The organism is Kiloniella spongiae, assembly GCF_001026905.1.
Taxonomy (GTDB): Bacteria; Pseudomonadota; Alphaproteobacteria; order Kiloniellales; family Kiloniellaceae; genus Kiloniella; species Kiloniella spongiae.
Window position 1 is genome coordinate 55,124 of sequence record NZ_LAQL01000006.1, and the last position, 25,330, is coordinate 80,453.

The 25,330-nt window shown below is 46.7% G+C and carries 22 protein-coding genes; 11 read left to right on the forward strand and 11 right to left on the reverse strand.

Annotated features, from left to right (window positions below):
* Window positions 1-156 precede the first annotated feature (156 nt).
* The gene (locus tag WH96_RS09210; protein WP_047763884.1) at window positions 157-774 is read left to right on the forward strand and encodes an SCO family protein; all 618 of its coding nucleotides are present in this window, start codon (window positions 157-159) and stop codon (window positions 772-774) included.
* 208 nt (window positions 775-982) lie between these two features.
* Window positions 983-1,699 carry a M48 family metallopeptidase gene (locus WH96_RS09215; RefSeq protein WP_053005801.1) on the forward strand — a complete coding sequence of 239 codons (717 nt, stop codon included), beginning with the start codon at window positions 983-985 and terminating at the stop codon, window positions 1,697-1,699.
* A gap of 18 nt (window positions 1,700-1,717) precedes the next feature.
* Here the strand turns inward: WH96_RS09215 and WH96_RS09220 are convergent, their stop codons facing one another.
* The 10 genes from WH96_RS09220 to mutM all read right to left on the reverse strand — a co-directional run bounded on the left by WH96_RS09220 (window position 1,718) and on the right by mutM (window position 15,374).
* Window positions 1,718-3,214 (reverse strand): SEL1-like repeat protein, encoded by a 1,497-nt coding sequence (locus tag WH96_RS09220; protein ID WP_047763885.1) that lies wholly within the window; start codon window positions 3,212-3,214, stop codon window positions 1,718-1,720.
* A gap of 146 nt (window positions 3,215-3,360) precedes the next feature.
* Window positions 3,361-5,499 carry a transglycosylase domain-containing protein gene (locus WH96_RS09225; protein ID WP_047763886.1) on the reverse strand — a complete coding sequence of 713 codons (2,139 nt, stop codon included), beginning with the start codon at window positions 5,497-5,499 and terminating at the stop codon, window positions 3,361-3,363.
* A gap of 142 nt (window positions 5,500-5,641) precedes the next feature.
* Window positions 5,642-8,095: a DNA topoisomerase (ATP-hydrolyzing) subunit B gene (gene gyrB, locus WH96_RS09230; RefSeq protein WP_047763887.1), complete on the reverse strand. Its 2,454-nt coding sequence runs from the start codon at window positions 8,093-8,095 to the stop codon at window positions 5,642-5,644.
* Window positions 8,096-8,131: 36 nt separating this feature from the next.
* Window positions 8,132-9,304 carry a DNA replication/repair protein RecF gene (gene recF / locus WH96_RS09235; RefSeq protein ID WP_342667212.1) on the reverse strand — a complete coding sequence of 391 codons (1,173 nt, stop codon included), beginning with the start codon at window positions 9,302-9,304 and terminating at the stop codon, window positions 8,132-8,134.
* Window positions 9,305-9,360: 56 nt separating this feature from the next.
* Window positions 9,361-10,479: a DNA polymerase III subunit beta gene (gene dnaN, locus WH96_RS09240; protein WP_047764227.1), complete on the reverse strand. Its 1,119-nt coding sequence runs from the start codon at window positions 10,477-10,479 to the stop codon at window positions 9,361-9,363.
* A gap of 331 nt (window positions 10,480-10,810) precedes the next feature.
* Window positions 10,811-12,244 carry a chromosomal replication initiator protein DnaA gene (gene dnaA, locus WH96_RS09245; protein WP_047763889.1) on the reverse strand — a complete coding sequence of 478 codons (1,434 nt, stop codon included), beginning with the start codon at window positions 12,242-12,244 and terminating at the stop codon, window positions 10,811-10,813.
* Window positions 12,245-12,750: 506 nt separating this feature from the next.
* Window positions 12,751-13,014 carry a 30S ribosomal protein S20 gene (gene rpsT, locus WH96_RS09250; RefSeq protein ID WP_047763890.1) on the reverse strand — a complete coding sequence of 88 codons (264 nt, stop codon included), beginning with the start codon at window positions 13,012-13,014 and terminating at the stop codon, window positions 12,751-12,753.
* 213 nt (window positions 13,015-13,227) lie between these two features.
* Entirely contained in the window at window positions 13,228-14,004 is a 777-nt protein-coding gene (locus tag WH96_RS09255; protein WP_047763891.1) for an enoyl-CoA hydratase, read from the reverse strand.
* A 97-nt stretch (window positions 14,005-14,101) separates the two neighbouring features.
* On the reverse strand, window positions 14,102-14,428 hold the full coding sequence (locus tag WH96_RS09260; RefSeq protein ID WP_156176763.1) for a hypothetical protein: 327 nt from the start codon (window positions 14,426-14,428) through the stop codon (window positions 14,102-14,104).
* An 88-nt stretch (window positions 14,429-14,516) separates the two neighbouring features.
* Complete coding sequence (mutM, locus tag WH96_RS09265) at window positions 14,517-15,374, reverse strand: bifunctional DNA-formamidopyrimidine glycosylase/DNA-(apurinic or apyrimidinic site) lyase (protein WP_047763892.1); 858 nt, start codon at window positions 15,372-15,374, stop codon at window positions 14,517-14,519.
* A gap of 123 nt (window positions 15,375-15,497) precedes the next feature.
* On the opposite strand from mutM, the gene ubiE reads away from it, so the two are divergent.
* The 7 genes from ubiE to WH96_RS09300 all read left to right on the forward strand — a co-directional run bounded on the left by ubiE (window position 15,498) and on the right by WH96_RS09300 (window position 22,002).
* Window positions 15,498-16,274 carry a bifunctional demethylmenaquinone methyltransferase/2-methoxy-6-polyprenyl-1,4-benzoquinol methylase UbiE gene (gene ubiE, locus WH96_RS09270; protein WP_047763893.1) on the forward strand — a complete coding sequence of 259 codons (777 nt, stop codon included), beginning with the start codon at window positions 15,498-15,500 and terminating at the stop codon, window positions 16,272-16,274.
* Window positions 16,275-16,295: 21 nt separating this feature from the next.
* On the forward strand, window positions 16,296-17,864 hold the full coding sequence (gene ubiB / locus WH96_RS09275) for a 2-polyprenylphenol 6-hydroxylase (protein WP_047763894.1): 1,569 nt from the start codon (window positions 16,296-16,298) through the stop codon (window positions 17,862-17,864).
* 95 nt (window positions 17,865-17,959) lie between these two features.
* Window positions 17,960-19,174, forward strand: coding sequence for a bifunctional phosphopantothenoylcysteine decarboxylase/phosphopantothenate--cysteine ligase CoaBC (gene coaBC / locus WH96_RS09280; protein ID WP_047763895.1), 1,215 nt, complete (start codon window positions 17,960-17,962; stop codon window positions 19,172-19,174).
* Between the two features lie 29 nt (window positions 19,175-19,203).
* Window positions 19,204-19,662, forward strand: a complete 459-nt coding sequence (dut, locus tag WH96_RS09285; protein ID WP_047763896.1) for a dUTP diphosphatase — start codon at window positions 19,204-19,206, stop codon at window positions 19,660-19,662.
* 20 nt (window positions 19,663-19,682) lie between these two features.
* A complete protein-coding gene (locus WH96_RS09290; protein ID WP_047763897.1) occupies window positions 19,683-20,141 on the forward strand; it encodes an RrF2 family transcriptional regulator in 459 nt (152 codons plus the stop codon).
* A gap of 36 nt (window positions 20,142-20,177) precedes the next feature.
* The gene (cysK, locus tag WH96_RS09295; RefSeq protein WP_047763898.1) at window positions 20,178-21,149 is read left to right on the forward strand and encodes a cysteine synthase A; all 972 of its coding nucleotides are present in this window, start codon (window positions 20,178-20,180) and stop codon (window positions 21,147-21,149) included.
* Between the two features lie 76 nt (window positions 21,150-21,225).
* Complete coding sequence (locus WH96_RS09300) at window positions 21,226-22,002, forward strand: HesA/MoeB/ThiF family protein (protein ID WP_156176764.1); 777 nt, start codon at window positions 21,226-21,228, stop codon at window positions 22,000-22,002.
* Window positions 22,003-22,008: 6 nt separating this feature from the next.
* Here the strand turns inward: WH96_RS09300 and WH96_RS09305 are convergent, their stop codons facing one another.
* On the reverse strand, window positions 22,009-22,497 hold the full coding sequence (locus WH96_RS09305) for an Lrp/AsnC family transcriptional regulator (protein ID WP_046508735.1): 489 nt from the start codon (window positions 22,495-22,497) through the stop codon (window positions 22,009-22,011).
* Between the two features lie 388 nt (window positions 22,498-22,885).
* Between WH96_RS09305 and WH96_RS09310 the strand changes: the two genes are divergently transcribed.
* Window positions 22,886-24,076 carry an aspartate aminotransferase family protein gene (locus WH96_RS09310; protein ID WP_047763899.1) on the forward strand — a complete coding sequence of 397 codons (1,191 nt, stop codon included), beginning with the start codon at window positions 22,886-22,888 and terminating at the stop codon, window positions 24,074-24,076.
* A 13-nt stretch (window positions 24,077-24,089) separates the two neighbouring features.
* Complete coding sequence (locus WH96_RS09315; protein WP_047763900.1) at window positions 24,090-25,319, forward strand: hydrolase; 1,230 nt, start codon at window positions 24,090-24,092, stop codon at window positions 25,317-25,319.
* Window positions 25,320-25,330 lie beyond the last annotated feature (11 nt).

A 25,330-nucleotide genomic window follows, 5' to 3' on the forward strand; every position in this document is an offset into this window, starting at 1 on the left:
GAAAATACCATCGTTACCATAACGAAGGACACCACAAGTGGGCGATTATGCCGCAACCTTTCTCCTAATTGTGATCAGGTGAGGTTATTGTCATCCCACGCTATTCACATTAAACATAGAGGTGATTGTTAATTTTTTTCTCGCGAGCCGAACCCTATGCCGAAAAGTTTTATTGCACGTTCAATCTTTATCCTTTGCATTGCCTTAATCGTTGCAGCAGCAGCATTTATCGGAATGAAAGTTTTCGATCAAAAACCGACGTCTAATCAGTCTGGTGCTCTTATAGGCGGCCCTTTCAACTTGGTCGACCACACAGGTAAAGCCGTTACAGAAAAAGATTTCCTAGGTAAATACATGCTGATTTACTACGGCTATACCTATTGCCCTGATGTATGCCCGACATCCCTGACACTACTATCCGGTGCAATGGATATCGTCGAAGAAAAAGACCCTGAACTGGCCAAACAAATAACACCGGTATTTATTACAGTTGATCCGGAACGCGATACTGTTTCTGCAATGAACGATTATGTGGAAAACTTTTACCCCACAATGGTTGGCTTGACCGGAACGACAGAACAGGTTTCAGCCGCGGCAAAAGCGTATCGCGTTTTCTACCAAAAAGCAGAAAGCGAAGAGTCTAACGAATACCTTATGGATCATTCATCTATTACCTACCTGATCGGCCCTGATGGTCTCTATGCCAAGCATTACGGACATGGAACTGAGTCAGATAAAATGGCTGCTTCACTGATTGAGATTCTGTCTAACTAATTTTTCAAATCATGTTTCGGCTTCTAATGATGGGAATGGCACATTTCTTAATTAGAAGCCGAAGATAAAAGTCAAAAGATTGAAGAGAGCACGCCTACAGTTCAAGCTTAGTCCTAAAAGCTTTGAACCATCTCCAAAAGAGAAATGAACTATCTAGCCTGACAATTTTCTCGCTTGCGGGCCTTCGTACAGGCCGATAATCTGCCCCATGGTCCAGAAAAATGCACATTTAGATATTGGGGGGCAAAAACTTGAGGTGATTGTTCAACCTCACCCCACTTCCAGAAAACTGTCTCTCAGATTAGTCATGGGGAAAGCAGCCGTAAAAGTTGTTTGCCCACCCAATTACCCTATTCCCGATATATTGAATTTTGTTGAACGACAAAAAGATTGGATTACTGATCGCCTGGATAAGCAATCACCCCCTGTTTCCTATGAAGATGGCACAGACATCCCCATCCTTGGTCGCCTCCACAAGATCGTAAGGATAACACCAGGCACTAAAACACATTCTCAAAAAGGTGCTGCATGGTTGGAAACAAACCAGCTTTACATCAAATCCCATTCTGAACATGTCCCGCGAAGAGTTAGAGATTTTCTAAAGCAACAAGTTCGATTTGAAATTGATCTGAGGGCACAGGAAAAAGCCGCAAAAATTGACAAAAAAATTGCTGCCATACGCATCAAAGATACCACAAGCCGTTGGGGAAGTTGCTCAACAAAGGGTAATCTGAACTTTTCCTGGCGCCTGATATTTTCACCAGAGGAAGTCCTTGATTATGTCGTCGCCCACGAAGTCGCCCATTTAGAGCATATGAACCATAGTCCAGAATTTTGGGCACTGGTGGATCAACTAACAGATGCCCGAAAATCTTCTCAAAAATGGTTAAAATTAAACGGCAACCAACTTCTTGCCTATAGCTAGAGGTAGCTGTTCAGTCCGTTATTCCTCAGAGTACACCTCTACTTCATAGAGACGAAAATTACCCCCCTGATTTCCGACAATAAAACCGTCAAAATCACCTTTCAAAGAAGTATCCTCAGCGTCAAAAAGAAGCTTGTCGTCAAGGAGAATTTCCATTTTGCCCTGATTATCCCGACGCAGTTCAACATTGTGTATCTCTGCACTCAATGATTGTTCCAGATTAACCGTCTCCAGTATAGCTGTCCCATCAGATGATGTTCGCGTTAACTTAATCACGCTCTCCTTACCTGTAATGTAGGAAAGGGAATAACCATTGATCCGTGATGCTCCTTGATAGACACCAAAATTCAAACGCCCATTATCCAGAAGGCCATTTAGATTTACTCTTGCAGAAAAACTGTTTGTAATATCTGTAACACTGTAGAGTTCGGCATACCCCTTATATTGCTTTTCACGTTGAGCATCATCGCTGTTTTTAAGAAAAATATCCGAAAAAATACCAACGATTTCTTTGGCACCATTTTTGTCTTTTTCGGTGGTTTTGATTTCGGCAACCGGGACAGAGCTATAAAGATACTCTCTGTTTACGACATCAAAATCACCCGATTCAACAAACCAGCGAGGATTAAGCGTAAAATCACCATCCCGGAATGAGTCATATAAAACACGAGTTGACCAGGGACGGTCATAATCTGCTAACAGCGCCGATACTCGCTGTTTATACTGTTCGCCGGATAGTTCAGATCTTTGCCCATCTTGATCCAGCTCTCTCAACTGTCTGACAAGTACCTCTGAACGAGTATCCACAACTGTTTCAAGCTCTGAATCAGCAAAGTTTCGGGTTCTTAAATCATCCAGAGTTTCGCGACTAACCAAACCATCAACAACCAGTCCAAAATCAGATTGATAAGACCTGATCGCTCTCAAGGTGCGCTCACCGGGAAGACCATCAATTGGCCCGGGATCATAGCCAGCGTCCCGTAACCTTCTTTGCAATTCTCTCTTTTCATCACGTGTAAGATTTATCTGTGAGCTATTATCAGTCGGGCTTGGGTCAGACCACGTAATCAGTGGTTTATCTTTCGTCTCGACAGTTTCGAGTCCTTCAGTATTTATATCTGCTTCAACAGCTTTAGGTTTACCAATCCCAGGCTGCCAATTGGCGGCTTCTTCTTGCGCCTGTGAGATTTGTTGTGCAGACATAAACGGTGTCAATTTATCCCTTGCCCGACGGGCCTCTCTATCGCCTTGAGATGCGGCGATATTAAACCATTTATGAGCTTGAACGTAATCCTGTGTCGTTCCGTAACCTTTGGAATAAACATACCCTAACATGAATTGAGCATCTCGGTTGCCAGTCAACGCTACTTCGGAAAAATCACGAAAAGCAACGGCATAATCTCTGCGATCAAAAGCTACCATCGCATCATCAAAGGACGCTGACAAAGCCACTGAACTCAAATTCAAGCTTGCACCAACTATTCCAGCAAACACCAACCGCTGAAGTTTTTTCATACATTCTTTCCCGACTATACAGCTATTCAAGTTAGCTGTTGTTTACCCCCTGTTAGAGTATAAACACCTGAATTTGACGAAAATATGCATCAGCCCTTAGTTGTGTTGAATTAATTGAGTTTTAGGCAAAAAATCTCAGGAATGAATTACTTAAACTTCGCTGTTCCCTTGGGTTCATGAAAGTTATTTTTCTCTTCTTTTTTATCCTCTGATCCTTCCGAAGAACGACTGTCTGATTTTAAGCGTCCAAAAAGGCTTTCCAAAAACCCGGACGCTTCCTCCACAGTATCTTCCAGAAAGGTTGGAGGCTGTTTTGGTAGTTCAGCAATCGGCTTGTTTTGTTCAATTTCGCGAACAAGGTTGCCCCACACCTTCGCAGGGAGAGTACCACCTGTGACCGATTTCATTGGACTTCCATTATCATTCCCAAACCATACACCCGCAACTGTATAGGGTGTATAGCCCACAAAAAGAGCATCCCTTGAATCTTGGGTAGTTCCTGTCTTCCCCGCAGCTGAACGTCCTGTTTGCGCAGCTTTACCAGTTCCCCAGGCAACCGTCGCACTCATCATGTCATTTATCATGGCAACATTACGTGTCTTTACAACCCGGCCAAGGCCGCTGCCTGTTCTCTGGTAAAGTTTGTTACCGTTGCGGTCTTGAATCTCTTTAATGCCATAAGCGGAAACAGCATTCCCTCCATTAGAAAACACGGAATAAGCCGCTGTGAGTTCCAATAACGTAACCTCGGACGCGCCCAAGGCAATGGAAGGGGATGTATCCAGATCAGTCTCAATACCTAACCGGTGTGCGACTTCTGCGACCTGCTTGCGGCCAACTTTCTCTGATACTTGCACCGCAACCGAATTCATAGATCGGGCAAAAGCATCCCGCAACGTTACATCACCATAGTATTTACCTTTGTAATTTCCCGGTTTCCATTTCCCGACCTTGATGGGCTTATCAACAAATCGGCTATCCGGACGTAATCCGCTTTCAATGCCCGCAAGGAAAACAAACGGCTTAAAGGCTGAACCCGGTTGTCGTAAAGCCTGTGTCACACGATTGAATTGGCTGGTTCGATAATCACGCCCGCCAACCATCGCCGTGACAGCCCCATAGTTCGACATAACAACAAGGGCCGCTTGTTCGACATTATGTTTTTTTCGGTTGTCCTTCAGTATCTTGAGAAGGTTTTTTTCCGCCAAACGCTGATGTCGAGTATTCAATGTCGTATGAACGACAATATCGCCGCGATAACCACCGATGTACTCATCGACCTGGCGTAAAACCCAGTCTGTGAAATACTTCCCCTGTCCGTTTGTATTTCGTTTTAATGAGGGGCGATTTTTCTTTGCCTTTCCCGCTTCTTCACTGGTGATAAACCGGGCATCAACCATAGCCTGAAGTACCAGGCTTGTCCTTGTTTCGGCTTTAGCAGCACTGCTGGTAGGATTATAGCGTGAAGGTGCTTTGAGAAGACCAGCGATAAGAGCCGATTCATATAAACCAATTTTCCGGGCAGACAGGCCAAAATAAATTCGGGAAGCCGCATCAACACCATAAGTTCCAGCTCCGAAATATACTCTGTTCATATATAGGGTAAGAATTTGTTTTTTTGTGAACTTTTGCTCTAACCAAATTGCCAGTAAAGCTTCCTGAACTTTTCTCTTCAAGCTACGCTCAGAACTTAAAAAGAGGTTTTTTGCCAACTGCTGTGTGATTGTTGATCCGCCATGTGCCATACGGCCAGCACGTATGTTTACCAACATCGCCCGGGCAATACCCAGAACGTCGATGCCAAAATGATCATAAAAACGACGGTCTTCAATCGCAATAATAGCCTGTGGCAAGGTGGGCGACATCTCATCAACATCAAGAACATCACCATAAACATCACCATAACTTGCCAGGCGAATACCGTCATCTGACATCAGAGTTACAGACGGGCGTCTGGAAACTTGTTCCAGCCCGCCAACATCTGGCAAATCCCACGCATAATAGGCTACAAGCCCGCCCAGTAATATAGTTCCCCATATCGCCAGAACGGAACACCATAAAACCATCGTTTTAAGGAATCCGCGCTTAGCCGTTCTTTTCCGGCTCGCCGTTTTGGGCTTTCTCTTTCCCGCTGCAGTTTTGCGTGCCTTTGTCGATCTTTTGCTCGCGCTTGTAACTCTTTTACGCGAATCAGCTTTTAAAGTCTTTGATCCCCGACCAGACCCTTTTGCGCCAGATCCTTTTTTTCCAGATTCTTTTTTCGATGTCTTTTTTGTCGTCGCCATAATTTCACTGATAAACTATTCATATTTGGCAGGCTAGTGGCAGCTCAGTGTCAAGAAGATGACTTCTTAGAATAAAAGCCGGTTAAAATAAAAGGCCGGAGCTTAAAAAGCACCGGCCTTTTGTTACATCACAAAACGTACCTTAAACATCCAGGTTGGCAACTTCCAACGCGTTGCTTTGAATGAAGTCACGACGTGGTTCAACCACATCGCCCATAAGTGTTGAGAAAATATCAGACGCCTCGTCACTATGTCCGACTTTTACCTGTAGTAGGGTTCTTGCGTTTGAATCCAGTGTTGTTTCCCAAAGCTGATCCGGGTTCATTTCCCCGAGCCCTTTATAACGGGATACGTTAATGCCTTTGCGGCCAAGGTCGAACACAAGATTGGCTAAAGCATTCGGCCCTGTAATAGTTGTTTCCTTGTCCTTGACGCGATACGTCGAACTGGCCGCATAGAATTCCTGCATTTCATCAGCAAGACTGTTCAAACGACGCGCTTCACCTGTTCGGACAAGTGTCAGATCAATCACACGGCGTTCTGTCAGACCACGCAAAGTACGGGTCAGTGTGATTTCACCATCAACCGTATTCGTTTCAGCAGCCCATCCCCGTTGCAATTCAGGCAAGGTTTCATTCATTCGCTGCGCTATTTTTTCTGCAACCACAGGCGCGCGGCTCTCGTCCAGCAATAGAGGCTCACTTAATGCGCCCAGAATAGCCGCCTGCTCAACCAATTCCACAGATCCGACTTTGCGGATAAGGGGGATCATCAAATTCCGTGCAGACACTGCATTAGAAACGACCTCGATCAGATCTTCGCCAGCAACCTGCACGCCTTCTTTTGTCTCAAGAAGAGCATCTTTAACACCATTGCTAATCAGATAGGATTCCATCATGCGATCGTCTTTGAGATAGCGGATAGAATCACCTCTTTTGGCGCGATAAAGTGGTGGTTGGGCAATGTATAGATACCCGCGTTCAATAATTTCAGGCATCTGACGATAGAAAAACGTCAATAGCAATGTACGAATATGGCTACCATCCACATCCGCATCGGTCATGATGATGATTTTGTGATAGCGGAGTTTTTCGATATTAAACTCGTCTCGACCAATGCCTGTTCCCAACGCCGTAATCAGTGTTCCGATTTCTGTCGAGGAAAGCATCTTGTCAAAACGGGCACGTTCAACATTCAAAATTTTACCACGTAGCGGCAAAATTGCCTGTGTCGCACGATCACGACCCTGTTTGGCTGATCCTCCCGCAGAATCACCCTCCACAATGAAGATTTCTGAAAGGGCTGGATCGCGTTCCTGACAATCTGCCAGCTTTCCTGGCAAAGAAGAAATATCCAAGGCTCCTTTGCGGCGTGTCAACTCACGCGCTTTACGCGCTGCTTCACGTGCAGCGGCAGCTTCGACAACCTTCCCGACAATCCGCTTTGCTTCATTTGGATGTTCTTCAAAGAACTGACCAAGGCGATCATTAACAATGTTCTCAACAACAGGTCGAACTTCAGATGAAACCAGTTTGTCTTTTGTCTGACTGGAGAACTTGGGATCCGGCACTTTAACTGAAAGAACGCAGGTCAAACCTTCACGCGAATCATCCCCTGTCAGACTGACCTTTTCTTTCTTCATCAAACCTGAAGATGTTGCGTAGGAATTGATCTGACGCGTTAAGGCTGCTCTGAAACCTGCCATATGGGTTCCGCCATCGCGCTGCGGAATGTTATTGGTAAAACACAGAGTGTTTTCGTGATAGCTGTCTGTCCACTGCATCGCTACTTCGACAGTAATTCCATCCTTTTCAGATTCCATATGAACAACGTCTTCGAAAAGTGATGTCTTGGTCCGGTCAAGGTATTGTACATAGGCTTTTAACCCGCCTTCGTACATGAACACTGTTTCTTTTGGTTCAGCATGACGATCATCGCGAAGTGTAATACGAACACCTGAATTCAGGAATGCCAGCTCGCGCAGACGATGTTCCAGGGTGTTAAAATCAAATTCGACCATCGTAAAGGTTTCTTGCGACGGCAAGAATGTCACATGAGATCCTTTTTTACCATTCGCTGGCCCCTTTTCGATCAGACGGCCATCAGCTTCCCCATGGGTAAAAGAAATGTAGTGTTCGATATCATTACGATAGATATGAAGTTCCAGCTTCACCGACAAAGCATTCACAACGGAAACACCAACCCCGTGGAGACCACCGGATACTTTGTAAGAGTTTTGGTCAAACTTACCGCCAGCATGAAGCTGTGTCATAATAACTTCGGCAGCAGAAATACCCTCTTCCGTATGAATATCAACCGGAATGCCACGTCCATTATCGTGAACCGTCACGGATCCGTCGCCGTTTAGGATAACACCAACCGTATCACAATGCCCGGCAAGTGCTTCATCGATCGCATTATCAACGACCTCATAAACCATATGGTGAAGACCGGAACCATCATCGGTATCCCCGATATACATACCGGGACGCTTCCGAACAGCTTCAAGGCCACGCAGCACCTTAATAGAGTCAGCGCCGTATTCGTTGTTCTGGCCGCCGTTTTCTTGGTCTAGCATATCGCCGTTTTCGGTCATTTTTACCACTTTCTTCCAAGTTTGACGTTCACGAAGTTATTCCCCCGTGTGGGCCAATAATACGGCCCCGTCTTTAATCGTTAAATATTGCGCTTTTTCGCCCATGTCCGTGAAGACATTCGCATCAGTTCCTGTCATCCAGGCCTGACAACGCAAGTGTAGTATTTCATCAAAGAGGCTCTTGCGCCGTTTTTCATCAAGATGCGCAACAACTTCATCCAAGAGCATCAAGGGTGCTGCCCCGCGTTCCAACATCACCAATCGAGCATGGGCCAAAACAATAGACAACAGAAGTGCTTTTTGCTCGCCAGTCGAACACAGAGCAGTCGGCATATCTTTTTCCTGATGATGGACCATCAAATCGCTTCGATGTGGTCCCCACGATGCTCCGCCAGTAATCGCGTCTTTAGATCGACTATCGGCCAAACAGGATCTCAAATCTTCTTCGACCAGTAAGGCAGGTTTTTCGTCCAACCAACCCTCGACTGTTCCTTCCAAAGCCAAACCCGCGATGGGAAAATCGCCAACAGTTTGGGCGCAGGCGTCTATCAGCTTTTCAGTCATTTCACGCCGCGCTACGGCAATGGCAACACCATGCCTTGCCATTCGATCTTCTAACGTGGACAACCAAGCTGCATCGGAATTACCGGCTTTGAGTAAACGGGATCGCTCTCTCAAAGCATGGTCATAGGCACTTGTATTACCTGCGTGAGCAGGATCAAAACCAAGGACCAAGCGATCCAGAAACTTTCGACGCCCTGCGGCACCATCCCTGAGTAACCCATCCATTTGCGGGGTTAGCCAAATTGTCGAGAAAACCTCAGCCAAAGCTTGCTGGCTTTTGCAATTCTCTCCGTCCACCCGAACGATCCGACGCTCACGAGAAGTTCCGTTCATGTTCAAGGGATCACGCCCTGTCCCAATATCTCTCGGTCCATCCTCGGTCATCACCTCTGCTGCGACAGCCCAAGCCTCTGGTGTTTCAGGTGCTGACCGACGCGCAATTTCCGGCAAGGATGCGCTCCGCAATCCCCGCCCCGGCGTCATGAGTGATATCGCTTCAAGCAAGTTGGTTTTACCAACCCCGTTTGCCCCGGTTAAAATAACAGGTCGCGCATCAACCGTAATTTCCGCACGCTCATAACTACGAAACTGGGTCAGAACGACCCGACGCAACCAAAGGGTCTCTGACAAAATTTCGTCAGTCACAAATGATGATCCATTCTGGGCAGCAGCCTGCATACGACTGTTATATCCAGATTCGACTAAACACGCATCGGCATCAGCACATAAAGCGCAGATGTATCAGCAGAATCTCTGACAATCGTCGGGGAAGCAGCATCAGCCATCAAAAACTCAGCAGAATCACCTTCAATTTGTTGGGCAATATCCAGAAGGTATCTGGAATTAAAGCCAATATCGAGGGACGTTCCTTCGTAATTCACTTCCAAAACTTCAACCGCGCTACCATTTTCAGCAGATGTGGCAGACAGCGTCAGAGACGATCCGTCCAACGTAATTTTGACCGCACGGCTCTTTTCAGTGGAGATCGTGGAAACACGATCAACAGCGGCAGAGAAGGTCTTACAGTCAAGAACCAAACTCTTGTCATTACCACTTGGGATAACACGCTGGTAATCAGGGAATGTACCGTCGATCAACTTGGAACTTAGAACCGTTGAATCAAAACGGAACATAATTTTTGTTTCAGAAAGAGAAACTTCGATCGGATCATTGGTTTCATCAATCAGCTTACGAAGCTCATTGACCGTTTTACGCGGCACAATCACGCCCGGGAGATTTTCAGCACCCTGCGGCAATGGCATTTCAAACCGCGCAAGACGATGGCCATCTGTAGCAACCGCGCGCAAGACGGGGATACCTTCGGCTTCCGTCGCATGAACATAAATGCCGTTCAAGTAATACCTGGTTTCTTCAGTTGAAATTGCAAAACGGGTTCTATCAATCAAGTTTTTGAGCTCACCCGCCTGAATACCAAAAACCTGCGGCAGATCAGCAACGCCAGCAGCGGGAAAATCTTCGCGCGGCAATGTCTGAAGTGTAAAGGTAGAACGCCCAGCTTTAAGGGTCATTTGGGCCGTTTCGGCATTGGCAGTCAGTTCGACTTCGGAACCGTCAGGAAGTTTTCTGACGATATCATAAAATGTATGTGCAGGGGCTGTCGTCACACCCGCATCAACAATTGTAGCTTCAACCTGATCAACAATAGTCAGATCCATGTCAGTTGCTGTCAGGGATAACTTTCCGTCTTTGGCTTCCATCAAAACATTGGAAAGAATTGGAATAGTATTCCTGCGTTCGACGACACTTTGAACATGTGCCAGGGATTTCAACAATGCAGAGCGTTCGATTGTCAACTTCATGATGCTATGACTCAGTCCGTATCTTTCATCAGTACCATTAAAAACCCCCTCCTGTGCAACACCACAGAACAAGGTCACGATTACCCCCGTGCCTCACAATTGAGAGTACTAGGACTTTCTAGGTGGGACTCGGGCGGAAAGTATAGCGGGTTAGTTCACAGAAGGAAAACAATTATAACATCTTATCTGCTTATGACGTGAATTTCCAAAATCTTGGAATCACATCAAAGAGATATCAGGAAAGAGGGACGAAAAATTCCTCATTCAACAGCACAACTCGACATATAAATGAGTCAGAAAAATGAGCCGGGCAAACTAGCCTAAGATCAACCTAGTTTTCCAACATCCGGCTAAGAAGTTCTATATCCTCTGCAAACTCAAGGTCAGAGGACTTCAATTCGTCGACTTTTTTCACGGCATGCATAACTGTCGTATGATCACGTCCACCAAACTTGCGGCCAATTTCGGGCAACGAGCGCGATGTTAGCTGTTTTGAAAGGTACATTGCAATTTGTCGCGGTCGAGCAACGGCTCTGGCACGACGGGCAGAGTGCATATCTGACACGCGAACGTTAAAATGCTCTGCAACTTTCTTTTGGATTTCTTCAATCGTCACTCGGCGATCATTCGCCCTTAGAAGGTCGTGCAACACTTCCTGCGTGGTTTCCAGAGTAACCGAGCGGCCAACAAGGGTCGCGTGAGCAACAATACGATTAAGCGCGCCTTCCAGCTCACGGATATTAGATGTTATTTTATGGGCAAGGAACTCGACAACCTTCTGCGGAATTTCAACATCTAGCTGTTCAGCTTTTGATTCGAGAATACCCAATCTAAGTTCGTACGTTGTTGGATGGATATCCGCAACCAAGCCCCAGCCAAGGCGAGACTTCATGCGCTCTTCAACGCCCTCCAAATCAGAAGGGCTTTTGTCTGCTGAAATGATAACCTGGCGATTTTGGTCAACCAGCGCATTAAAGGTATGGAAAAACTCTTCCTGTGTTGCCTCCCGTCCACCGATGAACTGAACGTCATCAATCATCAACACATCAACGGAACGAAACTGCTCCTTAAATGACATGGTATCTTTTGTTCGCAAAGCACGCACGAACTGATACATAAACTTTTCAGCTGAAAGGTAGATAACTTTCTTTTCGGGATGGGCTTTACGGATCTGATGTGCAATCGCGTGCATCAGATGTGTTTTACCAAGCCCAACACCTCCATATAGGAAAAGAGGATTAAAAGGCACCGCTTCTGCATCAGCTACGCGCTGAGCAGCCGCATAAGCAAGCTCGTTTGGCTTTCCAACCACAAAATTTTCAAAGGTAAATCGCGGATCCAAAGATCCTGTTATCTGTTGAACGTCCTGTTCTTGCGCTACGGTCTCTACTGGTAAGGGAGAAGCTCTTTTCACAACAGGCGCTTCTTTTTCCTGAGTGCGCACAACCTCAGGCTCATCTTTCACATCGACCAAAGCAGGTTTTGGTACCGGACGAGACGGAGACAGAACAACAATCTCAACATCAGTAGGGGTACCGATCTCTTCAAGCCACAGAGCCTGAATCCGATCTTGGTAGTTACTGGCAACCCAATCACGCATAAAACGTGTCGGCACAGCCATACGAATAAAGGATTCATCGCCAGACAACAATGACAACGGCTTCAGCCAGCTACGATAAGCAGCTTCGCCAACTTCGGTGCGCAGTCTTCCGAGCACACGGTCCCATTGTTGCTGAAAAGATAAAATCACCTCACTCTGAGCCATATGCCTCCCCGCCTATACTTACAAACAAATAAAAATTATGCATTAACCGTCACGATCAAGTTCAAAAACATGTCTATTAAAATAAATCCAATAAACCTCGCGCAAGCACAAATAAAACCAATCCCAAAATCAGTAAAATTTTAGGTTTCACTTACACTCTTCAATATCAAGGACGGAATAACTTTAACTCGCAGAAATATTATGCAGAGCAAATCATACTATAATTATGAATTTCCCTTCCCGAGAGGATGTAATGTACTCGGCAATGGCATTTCATGCAACACGATCAGATCAAGAACATGATATTTTTCCGACAAAAATTCAGTCCTTGGGTATTGCCAAAAAGGTGACCCACTAAATCTAGTAGCCCCACCGATTCACCCAATAACGTTACAACTCGAATTTCCATGAATTTCAGAGAATCCAAGCGACTCCACATAAAAAAAAGTCGCACTCAAAAGAGCACGACTTTTTACCGACCCATCCTATGAAATGGGAAGGATAACTTAACCCAGAGCTTTAATGCGTCCGTTTAAACGGGACAGCTTACGAGCAACTGTGTTTTTGCGTAGAATACCGGCACGAACGCCACGGTGCATTTCAGGTTGAGCAGCTTTGAAAGCTTCCTGAGCAGCAGTTTTGTCGCCCTCGCCAATCGCAGCTTCAACACTCTTAACAAAAGTGCGAATGCGGCCGAGACGTGATGAGTTCAGTTCGTAACGGCGTTCGTTACGACGGATCCGGGTTTTCGCAGAAAGATGATTAGCCATCGATAGGCGCCTATTCTTCAGTAATAATGAATCTCGAAAGTTGCGGCGTTATAACGGTGCCTTGTGTGTTCGTCAAGCATGATGAGTCAGTTTTATGACCACACAACAAACGAATGCATCATTTAAACACCTTCATTCACCTATTGCCGACACCGCTCTCAACAGCATAACCAATAGGAGAATAGCGCTAAACCAGTCTTATTTCTGGTTTTATCACCGATGCTTCCAGTCAGGCTTACGTTTTTCAACAAAAGCTGTCATTCCTTCCCGCCTGTCTTCCAAAGCAAAGGTTGAGTGGAAAACACGTCTTTCAAAACGGAGTCCCTCGGAAAGAGTGGTTTCATAAGCTCTATCAACGGATTCTTTAGCGATCATCGTTACAGGAAGAGAGAATCCCGCAATCTTCTTCGCTGCGGCCAACACCTCATCCATCAACTCAGCTGCGGGAACAACCCGGCTCACTAGGCCGCTTCGCTCTGCTTCTTCCGCATCCATCATCCGCCCGGTTAAACACATGTCCATTGCCTTTGCCTTGCCAATCAAATGGGTAAGGCGTTGCGTACCACCCGCACCGGGAATCGTCCCAATGGTTATTTCTGGTTGCCCGAATTTTGCCGTATCTGCAGCGATGATAAAGTCACACATCATGGCAACTTCACAGCCACCACCCAATGCATAACCTGCTACAGCCGCGATCACAGGCTTTCTTGTTTTGGCAAGAACCTCCCAATCATCGGTAATGAAATCTTCCCGATAAGCTGCTTGAAAGTCTTTCCCCACCATTTCCTTAATATCGGCACCGGCAGCAAAGGCCTTTTCAGATCCAGTCACAACCATACACCCGATTGTGTCATCAGCTTCAAACTCTGAAACAGCCCGGCCAAGCTCATCGATTAGGCCGACGCAAAGCGCATTCAGAGCTTCAGGACGATCAAGCTTGATAAGACCAACACGGTCATGTCTTTCCACGGCGATATATTCATATGTCATTTTAGGTCGGCTCCTGATTCAATCTTTGCTCTGAGTAATATCGTATACTCTTTATAATTTTTTTCTTCACAAATTTCGGGGGAAGAGTGCCGTATGTTTATTGCGAGGGCGCGAGAATAATTCGCAGAATCGATCTGCTGTTTTCCACACCTTCCAGGATCTCTATCTTTAGAACCTCGCCTTCGCGGATAAACAATCCTTCGCCAACGACGTCCCACCCCAATTGCGGTAATGTCCGCCCATAGAACTCTCTCACATCAACTTGTGACAGATGGCCCGAGGCAAAGGCTTCGACAATGCGTCCTTCTGGCTTATCAAAAACAACCCCGAGCTCTTTCATTTCTTCCATACCGGGAACAATAGGCACACCACCGCTGCCCGTAAAAAAGCCCCCTTCGGATGCGAAAACGGAACTTGCTGCCATTAACGCACCACAAAAGAACAACAACCTTAAAGCTTTAGAAAAAATCAAAAATATTCGTACCATTAAATCAACCATCTTTATTGCGATCTTAGCGCTGACAGGTCGGACAGTAGAAAGTCGAGCGCCCGTTCTGCTGAATACGTTCTATAAGGAATTGAGTGTCGTCTTTACCATCAAATTCACGAGCGCACCTTCGACAGGCCTCACCTTCACGTCCATAAACGGACCAAGAGTGTTGAAAATAACCCAACTCTCCCGAAGCCTGCACATAGTCGCGCAAGCTGGACCCCCCGGCTTCAATCGCTTTGTTTAAAACATCACGAATGGTCACCACCAAAAAATCTGCCTCAGCCATTGTCAGGCTTTGCGCCTGTCTTTCCGGCGAAATTCCCGAGAGATGTAATGCTTCACAGGCATAGATATTCCCGATCCCCGCAACAACACGCTGATCAAGTATCGTTGCTTTAATATTGGTTTTCTTGCTCTTGATCCTCGCAAAAAAATCCGGCCCGTTAAAAGTATTCCCCAAAGGCTCCGGCCCTAGATCCTTAAAAGCTTTGTGACTTTCCAGATCATTGACGTGAACAAGATCCATCATACCAAAACGACGGGGATCGCAATATCTGATCTCATCACCACTGTCTGTCTCAAAGATAATATGATCGTGCGTTCCCAACGGCGGCCGCTTATCGCCTTGCAGAATTGTTACGCGCCCAGACATACCCAAGTGGAAAAACAACACCATCTCATCATCAAGATGCGCAAGAACGTATTTTGCCCGACGCTTTAACTGCTCGACTTTACGACCCGTTAACCTCGCCGCCATATTTTCTGGCAGAGGAAAGCGTAAATTATCTCTCCTTTGCGTGACTTTTTTGAGAATACTCCCTTCAAGACTAGGGCGTAAGCCGCGCATAACAGTCTCGACTTCGGGTAGTTCTGGCATAACCTTGTTTTCCTTTGCGTTCGACAAGCAGCAGTACTATATCATTCAAGCAGAAACACTAAAGTGCTTTACACAAGCCACAGCAATATAACTGCTCCAGAGCTTCGCAGTTGGAACTTTCTAATGGCAAATAGAACAGACAAACAGTCTTCAACAAATACAACCCACTTCGGGTTCGAAGAAGTATCCGTAAATGACAAGAAACACCTTGTACGTGGTGTTTTTGAGAGCGTCGCAAATAAGTACGATATCATGAATGACCTCATGAGCGGTGGTGTTCACCGTTTATGGAAAGCATCCCTGATCGATTGGGTTAATCCACAACCGGGCGAAGCTCATCTGGATGTTGCGGGTGGAACCGGTGACATTGCGATGCGGATTATTGACCGTGTTGGGCGTGACAAGGTCGGTCCCGTTACCGTTTGCGACCTGACACCCGACATGATGCTTGTCGGTAGAGACCGTGCCATTGACCACGGCATCCTAAAGGGATTGAGCTGGACCTGTGGCAACGCAGAGAGTCTTCCTTTTCCAAGCCGGAGTATGGATTCTTACACCATAGCTTTTGGCCTTAGAAACGTTACCCATATTGATCGCGCATTGGCCGAAGCCAAACGCGTCCTGAAGCCCGGCGGGCGGTTCTTCTGCCTTGAATTTAGTCAGGTTGTTCTGCCAATTCTCGATCAGATTTACGACCAATACTCCTTTAAAATTCTACCCAACATGGGCCAGTTGGTCGCGAACGACCGCGAATCATATCAATATCTGGCTGAATCAATTCGCCGCTTCCCACCGCAGGACGATTTGATTTCCATGATGCGATCCGCAGGTTTAGAGCAATGCAGCTATAGAAATCACACAGGTGGGGTCGCCGCTATACATTGCGGATGGCGTATCTAATATTTAAATGAAGCACATTTGATGTTCAAAAACATAGCGACCCTTCTACGTCTGTTACAAATTGCCCGTGTCTTTGCACGCCATGATGCCTTGGCCGTTCTTGAAGAAAGACGACTTGTACCAGGAAAGCTTGCTGCTGTTGCTGTCTGGCTTGCCCGTAAAGCGTCCAGAAAAAATACAGATCTTCGTCCTGGGCAAAAGCTAGCCGCTGCGTTAACTGAGCTTGGCCCTAGCCACATCAAACTTGGTCAATTTCTATCCACTCGCGCAGATATTCTTGGCGACCAATTTACCGAAGATCTTGCCCATCTACAGGATCAACTGCCCGCTTTTGATGGCAAGAGAGCAATTGCAATCATCGAAAAAGAGCTTCAAGGCAAGATCGATGACTTTTTTATCTCATTCGATGAAACACCGGTTTCTGCCGCATCAATTGCTCAGGTACACTTTGCAGAAACTCTGGATGGAGATCCTGTCGCCGTTAAAGTTTTAAGGCCCGGCGTCGAAGAAGATTTCAAAAAAGATTTAACGCTTTTCTATAACCTCGCCGGATTACTGGAAAAAGCACGCCCGAGTCTAAAGCGTTTCAAAATCACAGAAGTCGTTGAAACATTCCACGACACTGTGCGCCTTGAAATGGATCTACGAATGGAAGCTGCTGCAGCTTGTGAGCTCAGCGATAACTTTACCAACGACTATACCTATGACACACCAGAAATAGATTGGGATAGAACAGCCCGTCGCGTCCTGACAATGAGCCGAATAGAAGGGATTCCTCTCGATGATCGTCAGGCTCTTCTTGATGCCGGACACGATCTGGAAGAAGTTCTGACTACAGCAGCCGCAATATTCTTTAATCAGGTATTCCGTGATGGTTTTTTCCATGGTGATCAGCATCCTGGGAATATGTTTGTCGGTGATGATGGCAGAATCGTTGCTGTCGACTTCGGGATCATGGGCAGAATAGATGAATCGACGCGGCACTTTCTTGCTGACATGCTTATTGCCCTCTTGAAACAGGACTATCTACAGCTGGCAAAAGCACATGTCGCCGCTGGTATGATCCCTCCGAATCAGAAGATAGAAACCTTTGCTCAGGCTCTACGATCAGTTTGCCAACCAATTATGGGGAAAGATCTAAGCGATTTTTCTTTCGCCAGGCTACTCGGTCAAATGCTTCATCTTGCCGAATCCTTTGATATAACAATCCAACCGCACCTGCTGCTGTTACAAAAAAACATGGTCATGGCTGAGGGGGTCAGTAGAGGACTCGAAGAGAACCTTAATCTTTGGGCAATTTCTCAACCACTCGTCGAAGAATGGATTATTGAAAACAGAGGTCCGGAAGCAATTGTAAAAGAGAGTGTTACAACGCTATCCGATAGCATTAAAACTCTACCAAAATTGATCCATAACCTAGAGGCTGCATCGGGTATTTTCTCTCAACAAGGGTTACGATTACACAACAAAACCATTCAGGATTTTCACAATGAAAGCAGTGGAACTGCAAAGTGGGCTTTCATCATTGCGATAGCCAGTTTTGCATTCTCCGTTGGATTTGTTGTAAATTTTATATTTTTTAATAGTTAACATTTATTAACATCTACTGTTGACAACTGAGTGATTTATCCAAAAAATTAATATGTTAATTTACGCAATTTTACAGTGAAATAGTACGTTTAATAATGATATCTGGCAAAAGCATTCTACTGGTGATTACTGGTGGCATTGCAGCATACAAGTCTCTGGAGTTAATTCGCCGCCTTAAAGAGCGCGATGTATCTGTGCGTGCAATCCTGACCAAATCCGGATCAGAGTTTGTAACGCCACTCTCCGTTTCGGCACTAACGGGTGAAAAGACGTTTGTTGATCTCTTTTCCCTCACAGATGAAACCGAAATCGGACATATCCAACTGTCGCGTCAATCCGATCTTATTGTCGTTGTCCCCGCAAGTGCTGATTTTATGGCCAAGATGGCTCAGGGGCGCGCCGATGATTTAGCATCCACGGTTCTACTTGCAACCGATAAAGATACTCTCGTTGCGCCGGCAATGAATATCCGCATGTGGGAACACCCTGCGACACAGGAAAATCTAAAAACACTTGTCAGTCGCGGAGTAAAGGTAATTGGCCCCAACGAAGGTTCCATGGCCTGCGGAGAATTTGGCCCCGGACGAATGGCGGAACCAGCAGAGATTCTTGGTGCAATCGAAGATTATTTTTCTACCTCTTCTGAAAAACCACTCGCCGGAATCAAAACCCTTGTTACCGCAGGGCCAACACATGAAGCACTGGATCCTGTCAGATACATTGCCAATCACTCATCCGGGAAACAGGGTTATGCCATTGCGCAAACCATGCAGCAACTTGGTGCTGACGTCACGCTGGTATCGGGACCAACGCAACTGTCCCCTCCTCAAGGCGTAAATGTCATAAAAATCACAAGTGCCGAAGAAATGCTCGCAGCCTGTCAGAATGCCTTACCGGCAGATATCGCCATATGTGCCGCTGCTGTGGCTGATTGGCGTATCGCAGAACAAAGCGAACAAAAAATAAAAAAGAAAAACAACGAAGAAGCTCCGACGCTTAACTTTGTTCAAAATCCCGATATTCTGGCAATACTTTCAAAACCAGGACCCAAGCGCCCGGGCCTTGTGATCGGCTTTGCCGCCGAGACAGAACAAGTCACAGAAAATGCAATATCAAAACGGGAAAGAAAAGGCTGTGACTGGATTCTGGCAAATGACGTATCACCCGAAACAGGAACTTTTGGTGGAGATGAAAATACACTGTTTTTAATTGATAAAAGCGGCGTGGACCAATGGCACAAAATGACAAAAGACGCGGCAGCAAAAAAACTGTCTAAGCGGATCGCAGATCACTTAACTCTCAACGTTTAACAATTAACAAGTATGTCAGGAAGAACTGTATGAACGTAGAAATATCGATCGTTCAACTCTCTCACGGAGAAGGCTTACCTCTTCCCACCTATGCCACGCCACAATCAGCAGGCATGGATCTTCTTGCTGCCATCGAAAACCCTATTGAATTGGTACCCGGTGATCGCCTGTTGGTTCCCACCGGACTTAAGATTGCTCTGCCCAGCGGGTACGAAGCTCAAATCAGACCAAAATCAGGTCTTGCACTAAAACACGGGATAACCCTGGTAAACACGCCGGGGACAATCGATGCCGACTATCGCGGAGAAATCGGTGTTATAATGATTAACCTTGGCAAGGAAACCTTCATCATCGAAAGAGGCGCAAAAATAGCCCAGATGGTGATAGCCCCTTGTATTCAGGCTAGCTGGTCCACAACCACATCACTTGATAGCACATCACGTGGCGAAGGTGGTTTTGGATCAACAGGCGTCTTTGCTCAGGAATAAAAGGGACTGGGAAACAAAAAATGCTTCGGCTATCAAAAAAGCTACTCTTTGCAATAGAGGCGGTTGTAGATATCGCTTATCACGCAGGCTCGGCGCCTGTAAGATCAACTGAAATATCCCGGCGGGAAGGCATTCCCAGACGCTACCTTGAACAGGTCCTTCAGCAGCTGGTTCACAATGGCGTTCTTGCCGGACAACGTGGACCACGGGGCGGATACCGTTTGGCAAAAGAAAGACGACGTATAACTGTTGGCGAAATTATTCGTGTTGTCAGAGACCTGGAAGGCGCGTCAGATCCGGCAAAAGATAACGAGGGATCTGACATCGGTATCAATGTCGTTCGACCTATCTGGGTTGACATGCAAAGGGAAATAATGGAGCGTTTCGACAAAATAACCATTGAACAACTTTGCGACGAAGCAAGAAAACAAAACATTCCCAGCGAGGCCACAGCCGCAATGCCTGATTTCAGTATCTAATCAGGCGGTCTCGTGGGGGTCGTATAGCGAGAAACCATGAAGACCAAAAACAACACCTTATCTTCCTCTTTCCGAGGCAAAGTGTACGATTCTATCCTTGATACAATCGGTGCGACACCTCTTGTGCGCTTGCAAAAGCTTGCCGACGCCCATGGTTCAGGGGCCGAAATACTCGGAAAGTGTGAATTCTTTAATCCACTGGCATCCATCAAAGATCGTATTGGTTTTGCCATGATTGAAGCATTGGAAGAATCCGGTGAGCTGGACAAAGATACCGTTATCATCGAGCCAACCAGCGGCAACACAGGTATCGCCCTTGCCTTTGTGTGTGCGGCAAAAGGTTACAGGCTGATCCTGACAATGCCCAAAACCATGTCTGCCGAACGTCGCAAAATGCTGCGCTATCTCGGCGCGGAACTGGTTCTCACGGACGGCGCATTGGGGATTAGCGGCGCGGTTTCTCGTGCCGAAGCATTGGTCAAAGAATTGCCCAAAGCGGTAATGCCTCAACAATTTATGAACAAAGCCAATCCGGCAATCCACAGAATCACAACAGCCGAAGAGATATGGCATGATACTGCGGGTCAGGTTGATATGGTTGTTTGTGGTGTTGGTACTGGGGGTACCTTGACGGGTGTTGGCGCTATTCTCAAAGAACTAAATCCGGAAGTCAAAATGGTCGCAGTCGAGCCGGAAGACAGTCCGGTTCTTTCCGGTGGGCAACCCGGACCTCATAAAATTCAGGGTATCGGCGCAGGTTTCATTCCAAGTATTCTCGACACCGGGCTGATAGATGAAATCATTCGGATCGGAAATGATACGGCCTTCAGAACAGCCCGGGAGGCGGCGGCCCTCGAAGGCTTACCCATTGGAATCTCTTCCGGTGCTGCACTGGCCGCAACGCTTGAAATTGGCGGCAGACCGGAAATGATGGGCAAAAAAATTGTCACCATTCTGCCTTCCTTTGCTGAAAGATATCTCAGCACAGATCTTTTCGAAAACAACTAACGACCTGAAGGCTTAGGCCAGAGGAACAAGACGCACCTTGACAATAGTGCGTAAAAAGCGAACGGAAACCTGAAACGTGAGTGAACAGTTGGAAGACGAGCTAACCGATGATCAGATTAATCGTTATGCCCGACATCTTGTGCTTCCGGAAGTGGGCGAAGAAGGGCAGCTGAAACTTCTTCGCTCCAAAATTCTCGTGATCGGTGCCGGAGGGCTCGGCTCTCCTCTTTTGCTCTATCTTGCGGCTGCAGGCATCGGTACAATCGGAGTTGTCGACGATGACGTTGTTGATCTGTCAAACCTGCAACGCCAGATCCTGCACGATACAAATCAAATCGATCGCCCTAAAGTACAATCTGCAAAGATCCGTCTAACCGCCATCAATCCGGATATAGATATTCAACCTCACCACTTCCGTCTTAATTCAGACAACATTGATGATCTGGTGGGCCAGTATGATTTGGTGGCCGATGGCTGTGATAACTTCAACACCCGCTATCTCGTCAATGATGCCTGCTATCGGCAAAAGGTCCCTCTGGTCTCTGCCGCAATCATGCGCTTTGACGGACAGTTGACAACTTTCAGAGCTTTTGAAGACGGCGACAAGCCTTGTTATCGTTGCCTTTTTGGAGACGAACAGATCGCAGAAAAAGGCAGTTGTGCAGATGTCGGTGTCCTCGGTGCACTCGCCGGTACGATGGGTAGCCTGCAATCCGTCGAAGTCATCAAAGAATTACTGGGAATAGGTGAGAGCATGAGTAATAGTCTGTTACTCTATGATTCTCTGGGGACATCATTCCATAAAATGAAAACCAAACGCGACCCCGCCTGTAGCCTATGCGGATCACCATAAGAACATCTAGAGAAGCTTTTCAATCGGATAGCCGGAAAAATGCTTGGATGTGTTCAAAACGACGTGGCTACTAATATTCATCACCCCCGGCGTGTCAGTGGCGTCCAATAGATAATCGTTAATTTCATTGTATCGCCCCATATCGGGGGCTACGATCCGTAGGCAAAAGTCAAAAGATCCACTGACCATATAGCACTCGACCACTTCCGGGATTTTTTGCACATAGTCCTGAAACGCTTTGAATTGATCCCGGCTATGGTCCTTGAGGGTGACAGTCGCAATCACCATGACAGATCGGCAAACTCGTTCCAGATCAATCATCCCGAAATAGGGACCGATAAAGCCGCGCTCTTCCAATTTACGTACTCTGTTCAAGCAAGAACTTGGGGACAAGTTCACTCTATCCGACAAATCCTGATTGGTTATACGAGCTTCTTGCTGAAGAATCGAAAGAATCTTTTGATCTATTCGATCCAATTGCTGACTAAACGACATATACAGGCCTTATCTTTACCAATTCATACCTTATAAAATACAGTTTCATTTTAATTACACAGAAAACAATACTCTATAAATCCTTATTTTCTCTATATATCAGATATGAAGGCTAATCAAAATTCTAGAAAAACCTATAAATATTCATTGCGAATAACAAAACAAAATATAATTCGGTATAACTCATTTAAACCGCAGTATCTGCAGTTAAATAGATCGACTTCGATAAGACCTTCGGCAGATTCTGCGATAAGCTTATTTAACTGAGAGAAACAAAGGCGACAGAAAATCCATCACCAATAAAGTCGCCAAACAATGCGTAATACACAGGTAATACACTGGGACGCCTGATTAAATATCAGGCTAAGATCCACCAAAGGAGTACACAATGTCTAACGTTCTTCCTGGCCGCGAAGCCATGATGACCACCTATAACCCGCCAAACATCGCCTTTGAAAAAGGTGAAGGAACCTGGCTTTACGCAGAAGATGGTACAAAATATCTCGACTTTTACAGTGGGATTGCAGTTTGCGCCTTTGGCCACGCGCACCCTCACCTGGTTGCTGCGCTAAAAGATCAGGCTGATAAGTTCTGGCACTGCTCAAACATGTTCCGAGTTACACAATCCGAAACCTTGGCAAAACGCCTGACAGATAACTCTTTTGCATCAAAGGTTTTCTTTAGCAACTCAGGCGCGGAAGCCAATGAGTGTGGCCTGAAAATCCTACGAAAATATCAAGAGGCCAAAGGTCATCCGGAACGTAAGCGTATTATTGGTATGTCCAGCGCCTTCCACGGTCGTACACTCGGCACGATTGCTGCGGCAGGAAACCCTGCGCATACAGCTGGCTTCCTGATGGAAGATGAAGGTTACGATCAGGTTCCTTTTGGTGATCTGCAAGCGCTGGAAGCCGCAATCACTGACAAAACAGCTGGCGTCATCTTTGAACCTGTTCAGGGCGAAGGCGGTATTCGCCCGGGTACAGCCGAATACCTTCAAGGCATTCGCGCGCTTTGTGACAAGCACGACATTCTGATGATGGTTGACGAAGTTCAGTGTGGCATGGGCCGTACAGGCAAACTTTTTGCCTATGAATGGTCAGGAATTGAACCTGATGTTATGTCCCTTGCCAAAGGTATTGGCGGTGGCTTCCCGCTTGGCGCCTGTCTCGCAAATGACAAAGCGGCAGAAGCAATGATCTTCGGCACACACGGCAGCACCTATGGTGGCAACCCTCTTGCTGGTGCAGTCGGGAATGCTGTTATGGACCTATTGATGGAAGATGGCTTCCTCGCATCCGTTACAGAGAAGTCAAACAAAGTGCGCGCCCAGCTTGAAGAACTCATCGCAAAACATCCGAAAGCTCTGGTTTCCGTTCACGGTCTTGGCCTGATGATCGGTCTCAAATGTGCAATTCCAAATGGCGATGTACTGCTTGAGCTTAGAAACGAAGGTATGCTCTGCGCAAAATCTGGCGACAATCAGATCCGCTTCCTCCCTCCGCTCAACGTAACGAATGACGAGTTGGATACAGCGATCGAAATTCTTGATCGTGTTTGTACAAAACTGACAGCCTAAGGAAAACCGGTCGATGACTTATGTTCCTTTGCTCGAATGGATCGATGCGCAACAGGACAATATGCTTTCTGAAGTTTTGGCGCTAAGTGAGATCAATTCTGGAAGCGCGAATATTCCGGGAATTGAAAAGGTCATCGACCGACTTTCCGATTTTGCATCCTCATTAGGTGCAGAAGAAGAACGCCTTGAGTTGCCATCACGCACAGATGTTCTCGATAATGGTGAGGTTGTCGAGAGCGAAAGCGGTCCTCTGCTTCGCCTGACAAAATGGCCAAACGCCAATCGCCGCATTCTTCTGGTTGGTCACAGTGATACAGTCTATCCCAAAGACCATAGCTTTCAGCACTGCACCAAGCTTGATGAAAACACCATCAATGGTCCCGGCGTTGCTGACATGAAGGGCGGAATTGTTGTTATGCTCACGGCCTTACAGGCTCTTGAGCGCAGCCCCTATGCAGGCAATATCGGCTGGCAGGTTATTATTAATCCTGATGAAGAGATCGGTTCTTTTGCATCGGCAGAACATCTGGATCAAGCCGCCAGAGCCGCCGATGTCGGCATGATCTTTGAACCGGCACTGGCCGATGGCACATTGGCTGGCGCACGAAAAGGCAGCGGAAACTTTACCCTGATTGCCCGTGGTCGTGCAGCCCATGCCGGGCGAGAACATCACCTCGGCAGGAATGCGATCGCAGCCCTCGCCCGGGCAATCTCACTGCTGGATGGCCTAAACGGACAGATGGATGGTGTAACCATCAACGTTGCCAAGCTAACAGGCGGTGGCCCGAATAATGTGGTTCCCGACTTTGTGCTGTGTCGTTTTAACATTCGTGTCCCAAGCCCGGAAGGGCAAGCGTGGGCAGAAAAGCAACTACAACAAATCATAAGTGATATCAGCCAAGCCGATGGCATTTCACTTGAACTCCATGGTTCCTTTGGACGACAGCCAAAAGTCATGGACAAGGCCCACCAGCAACTCTTTTCCCTGCTAAAAAGCTGCGGAGATGATCTGGGCCTTTCAACAGAGGCAAAAGCGACAGGCGGGTGTTGCGATGGAAATAACCTCGCCGCTGCCGGTCTTGCAAATATAGATACCCTCGGTGTTCGTGGCGGCGCAATTCACAGTACAGATGAATTTCTGCTGATCGACAGCCTGAGTGAACGCGCCAAACTTTCTGCTCTCCTGCTCTTTAAACTGGCAGCGGGCGAAGCAACTTGGCCCGACCGTACAACCACAGCCTAATTCGGCTGACA

Excerpts from the sequence above, each read along its gene's own strand:
- WH96_RS09210 (WP_047763884.1), top strand. The coding sequence starts at position 157 with ATGCCGAAAAGTTTTATTGCACGTTCAATCTTTATCCTTTGCATTGCC.
- WH96_RS09215 (WP_053005801.1), top strand. The coding sequence starts at position 983 with ATGGTCCAGAAAAATGCACATTTAGATATTGGGGGGCAAAAACTTGAG.
- WH96_RS09220 (WP_047763885.1), bottom strand. The coding sequence starts at position 3,214 with ATGAAAAAACTTCAGCGGTTGGTGTTTGCTGGAATAGTTGGTGCAAGC.
- WH96_RS09225 (WP_047763886.1), bottom strand. The coding sequence starts at position 5,499 with ATGGCGACGACAAAAAAGACATCGAAAAAAGAATCTGGAAAAAAAGGA.
- gyrB (WP_047763887.1), bottom strand. The coding sequence starts at position 8,095 with ATGACCGAAAACGGCGATATGCTAGACCAAGAAAACGGCGGCCAGAAC.
- dnaN (WP_047764227.1), bottom strand. The coding sequence starts at position 10,479 with ATGAAGTTGACAATCGAACGCTCTGCATTGTTGAAATCCCTGGCACAT.
- dnaA (WP_047763889.1), bottom strand. The coding sequence starts at position 12,244 with ATGGCTCAGAGTGAGGTGATTTTATCTTTTCAGCAACAATGGGACCGT.
- rpsT (WP_047763890.1), bottom strand. The coding sequence starts at position 13,014 with ATGGCTAATCATCTTTCTGCGAAAACCCGGATCCGTCGTAACGAACGC.
- WH96_RS09255 (WP_047763891.1), bottom strand. The coding sequence starts at position 14,004 with ATGACATATGAATATATCGCCGTGGAAAGACATGACCGTGTTGGTCTT.
- WH96_RS09260 (WP_156176763.1), bottom strand. The coding sequence starts at position 14,428 with ATGGCAGCAAGTTCCGTTTTCGCATCCGAAGGGGGCTTTTTTACGGGC.
- mutM (WP_047763892.1), bottom strand. The coding sequence starts at position 15,374 with ATGCCAGAACTACCCGAAGTCGAGACTGTTATGCGCGGCTTACGCCCT.
- ubiE (WP_047763893.1), top strand. The coding sequence starts at position 15,498 with ATGGCAAATAGAACAGACAAACAGTCTTCAACAAATACAACCCACTTC.
- ubiB (WP_047763894.1), top strand. The coding sequence starts at position 16,296 with ATGTTCAAAAACATAGCGACCCTTCTACGTCTGTTACAAATTGCCCGT.
- coaBC (WP_047763895.1), top strand. The coding sequence starts at position 17,960 with ATGATATCTGGCAAAAGCATTCTACTGGTGATTACTGGTGGCATTGCA.
- dut (WP_047763896.1), top strand. The coding sequence starts at position 19,204 with ATGAACGTAGAAATATCGATCGTTCAACTCTCTCACGGAGAAGGCTTA.
- WH96_RS09290 (WP_047763897.1), top strand. The coding sequence starts at position 19,683 with ATGCTTCGGCTATCAAAAAAGCTACTCTTTGCAATAGAGGCGGTTGTA.
- cysK (WP_047763898.1), top strand. The coding sequence starts at position 20,178 with ATGAAGACCAAAAACAACACCTTATCTTCCTCTTTCCGAGGCAAAGTG.
- WH96_RS09305 (WP_046508735.1), bottom strand. The coding sequence starts at position 22,497 with ATGTCGTTTAGTCAGCAATTGGATCGAATAGATCAAAAGATTCTTTCG.
- WH96_RS09310 (WP_047763899.1), top strand. The coding sequence starts at position 22,886 with ATGTCTAACGTTCTTCCTGGCCGCGAAGCCATGATGACCACCTATAAC.
- WH96_RS09315 (WP_047763900.1), top strand. The coding sequence starts at position 24,090 with ATGACTTATGTTCCTTTGCTCGAATGGATCGATGCGCAACAGGACAAT.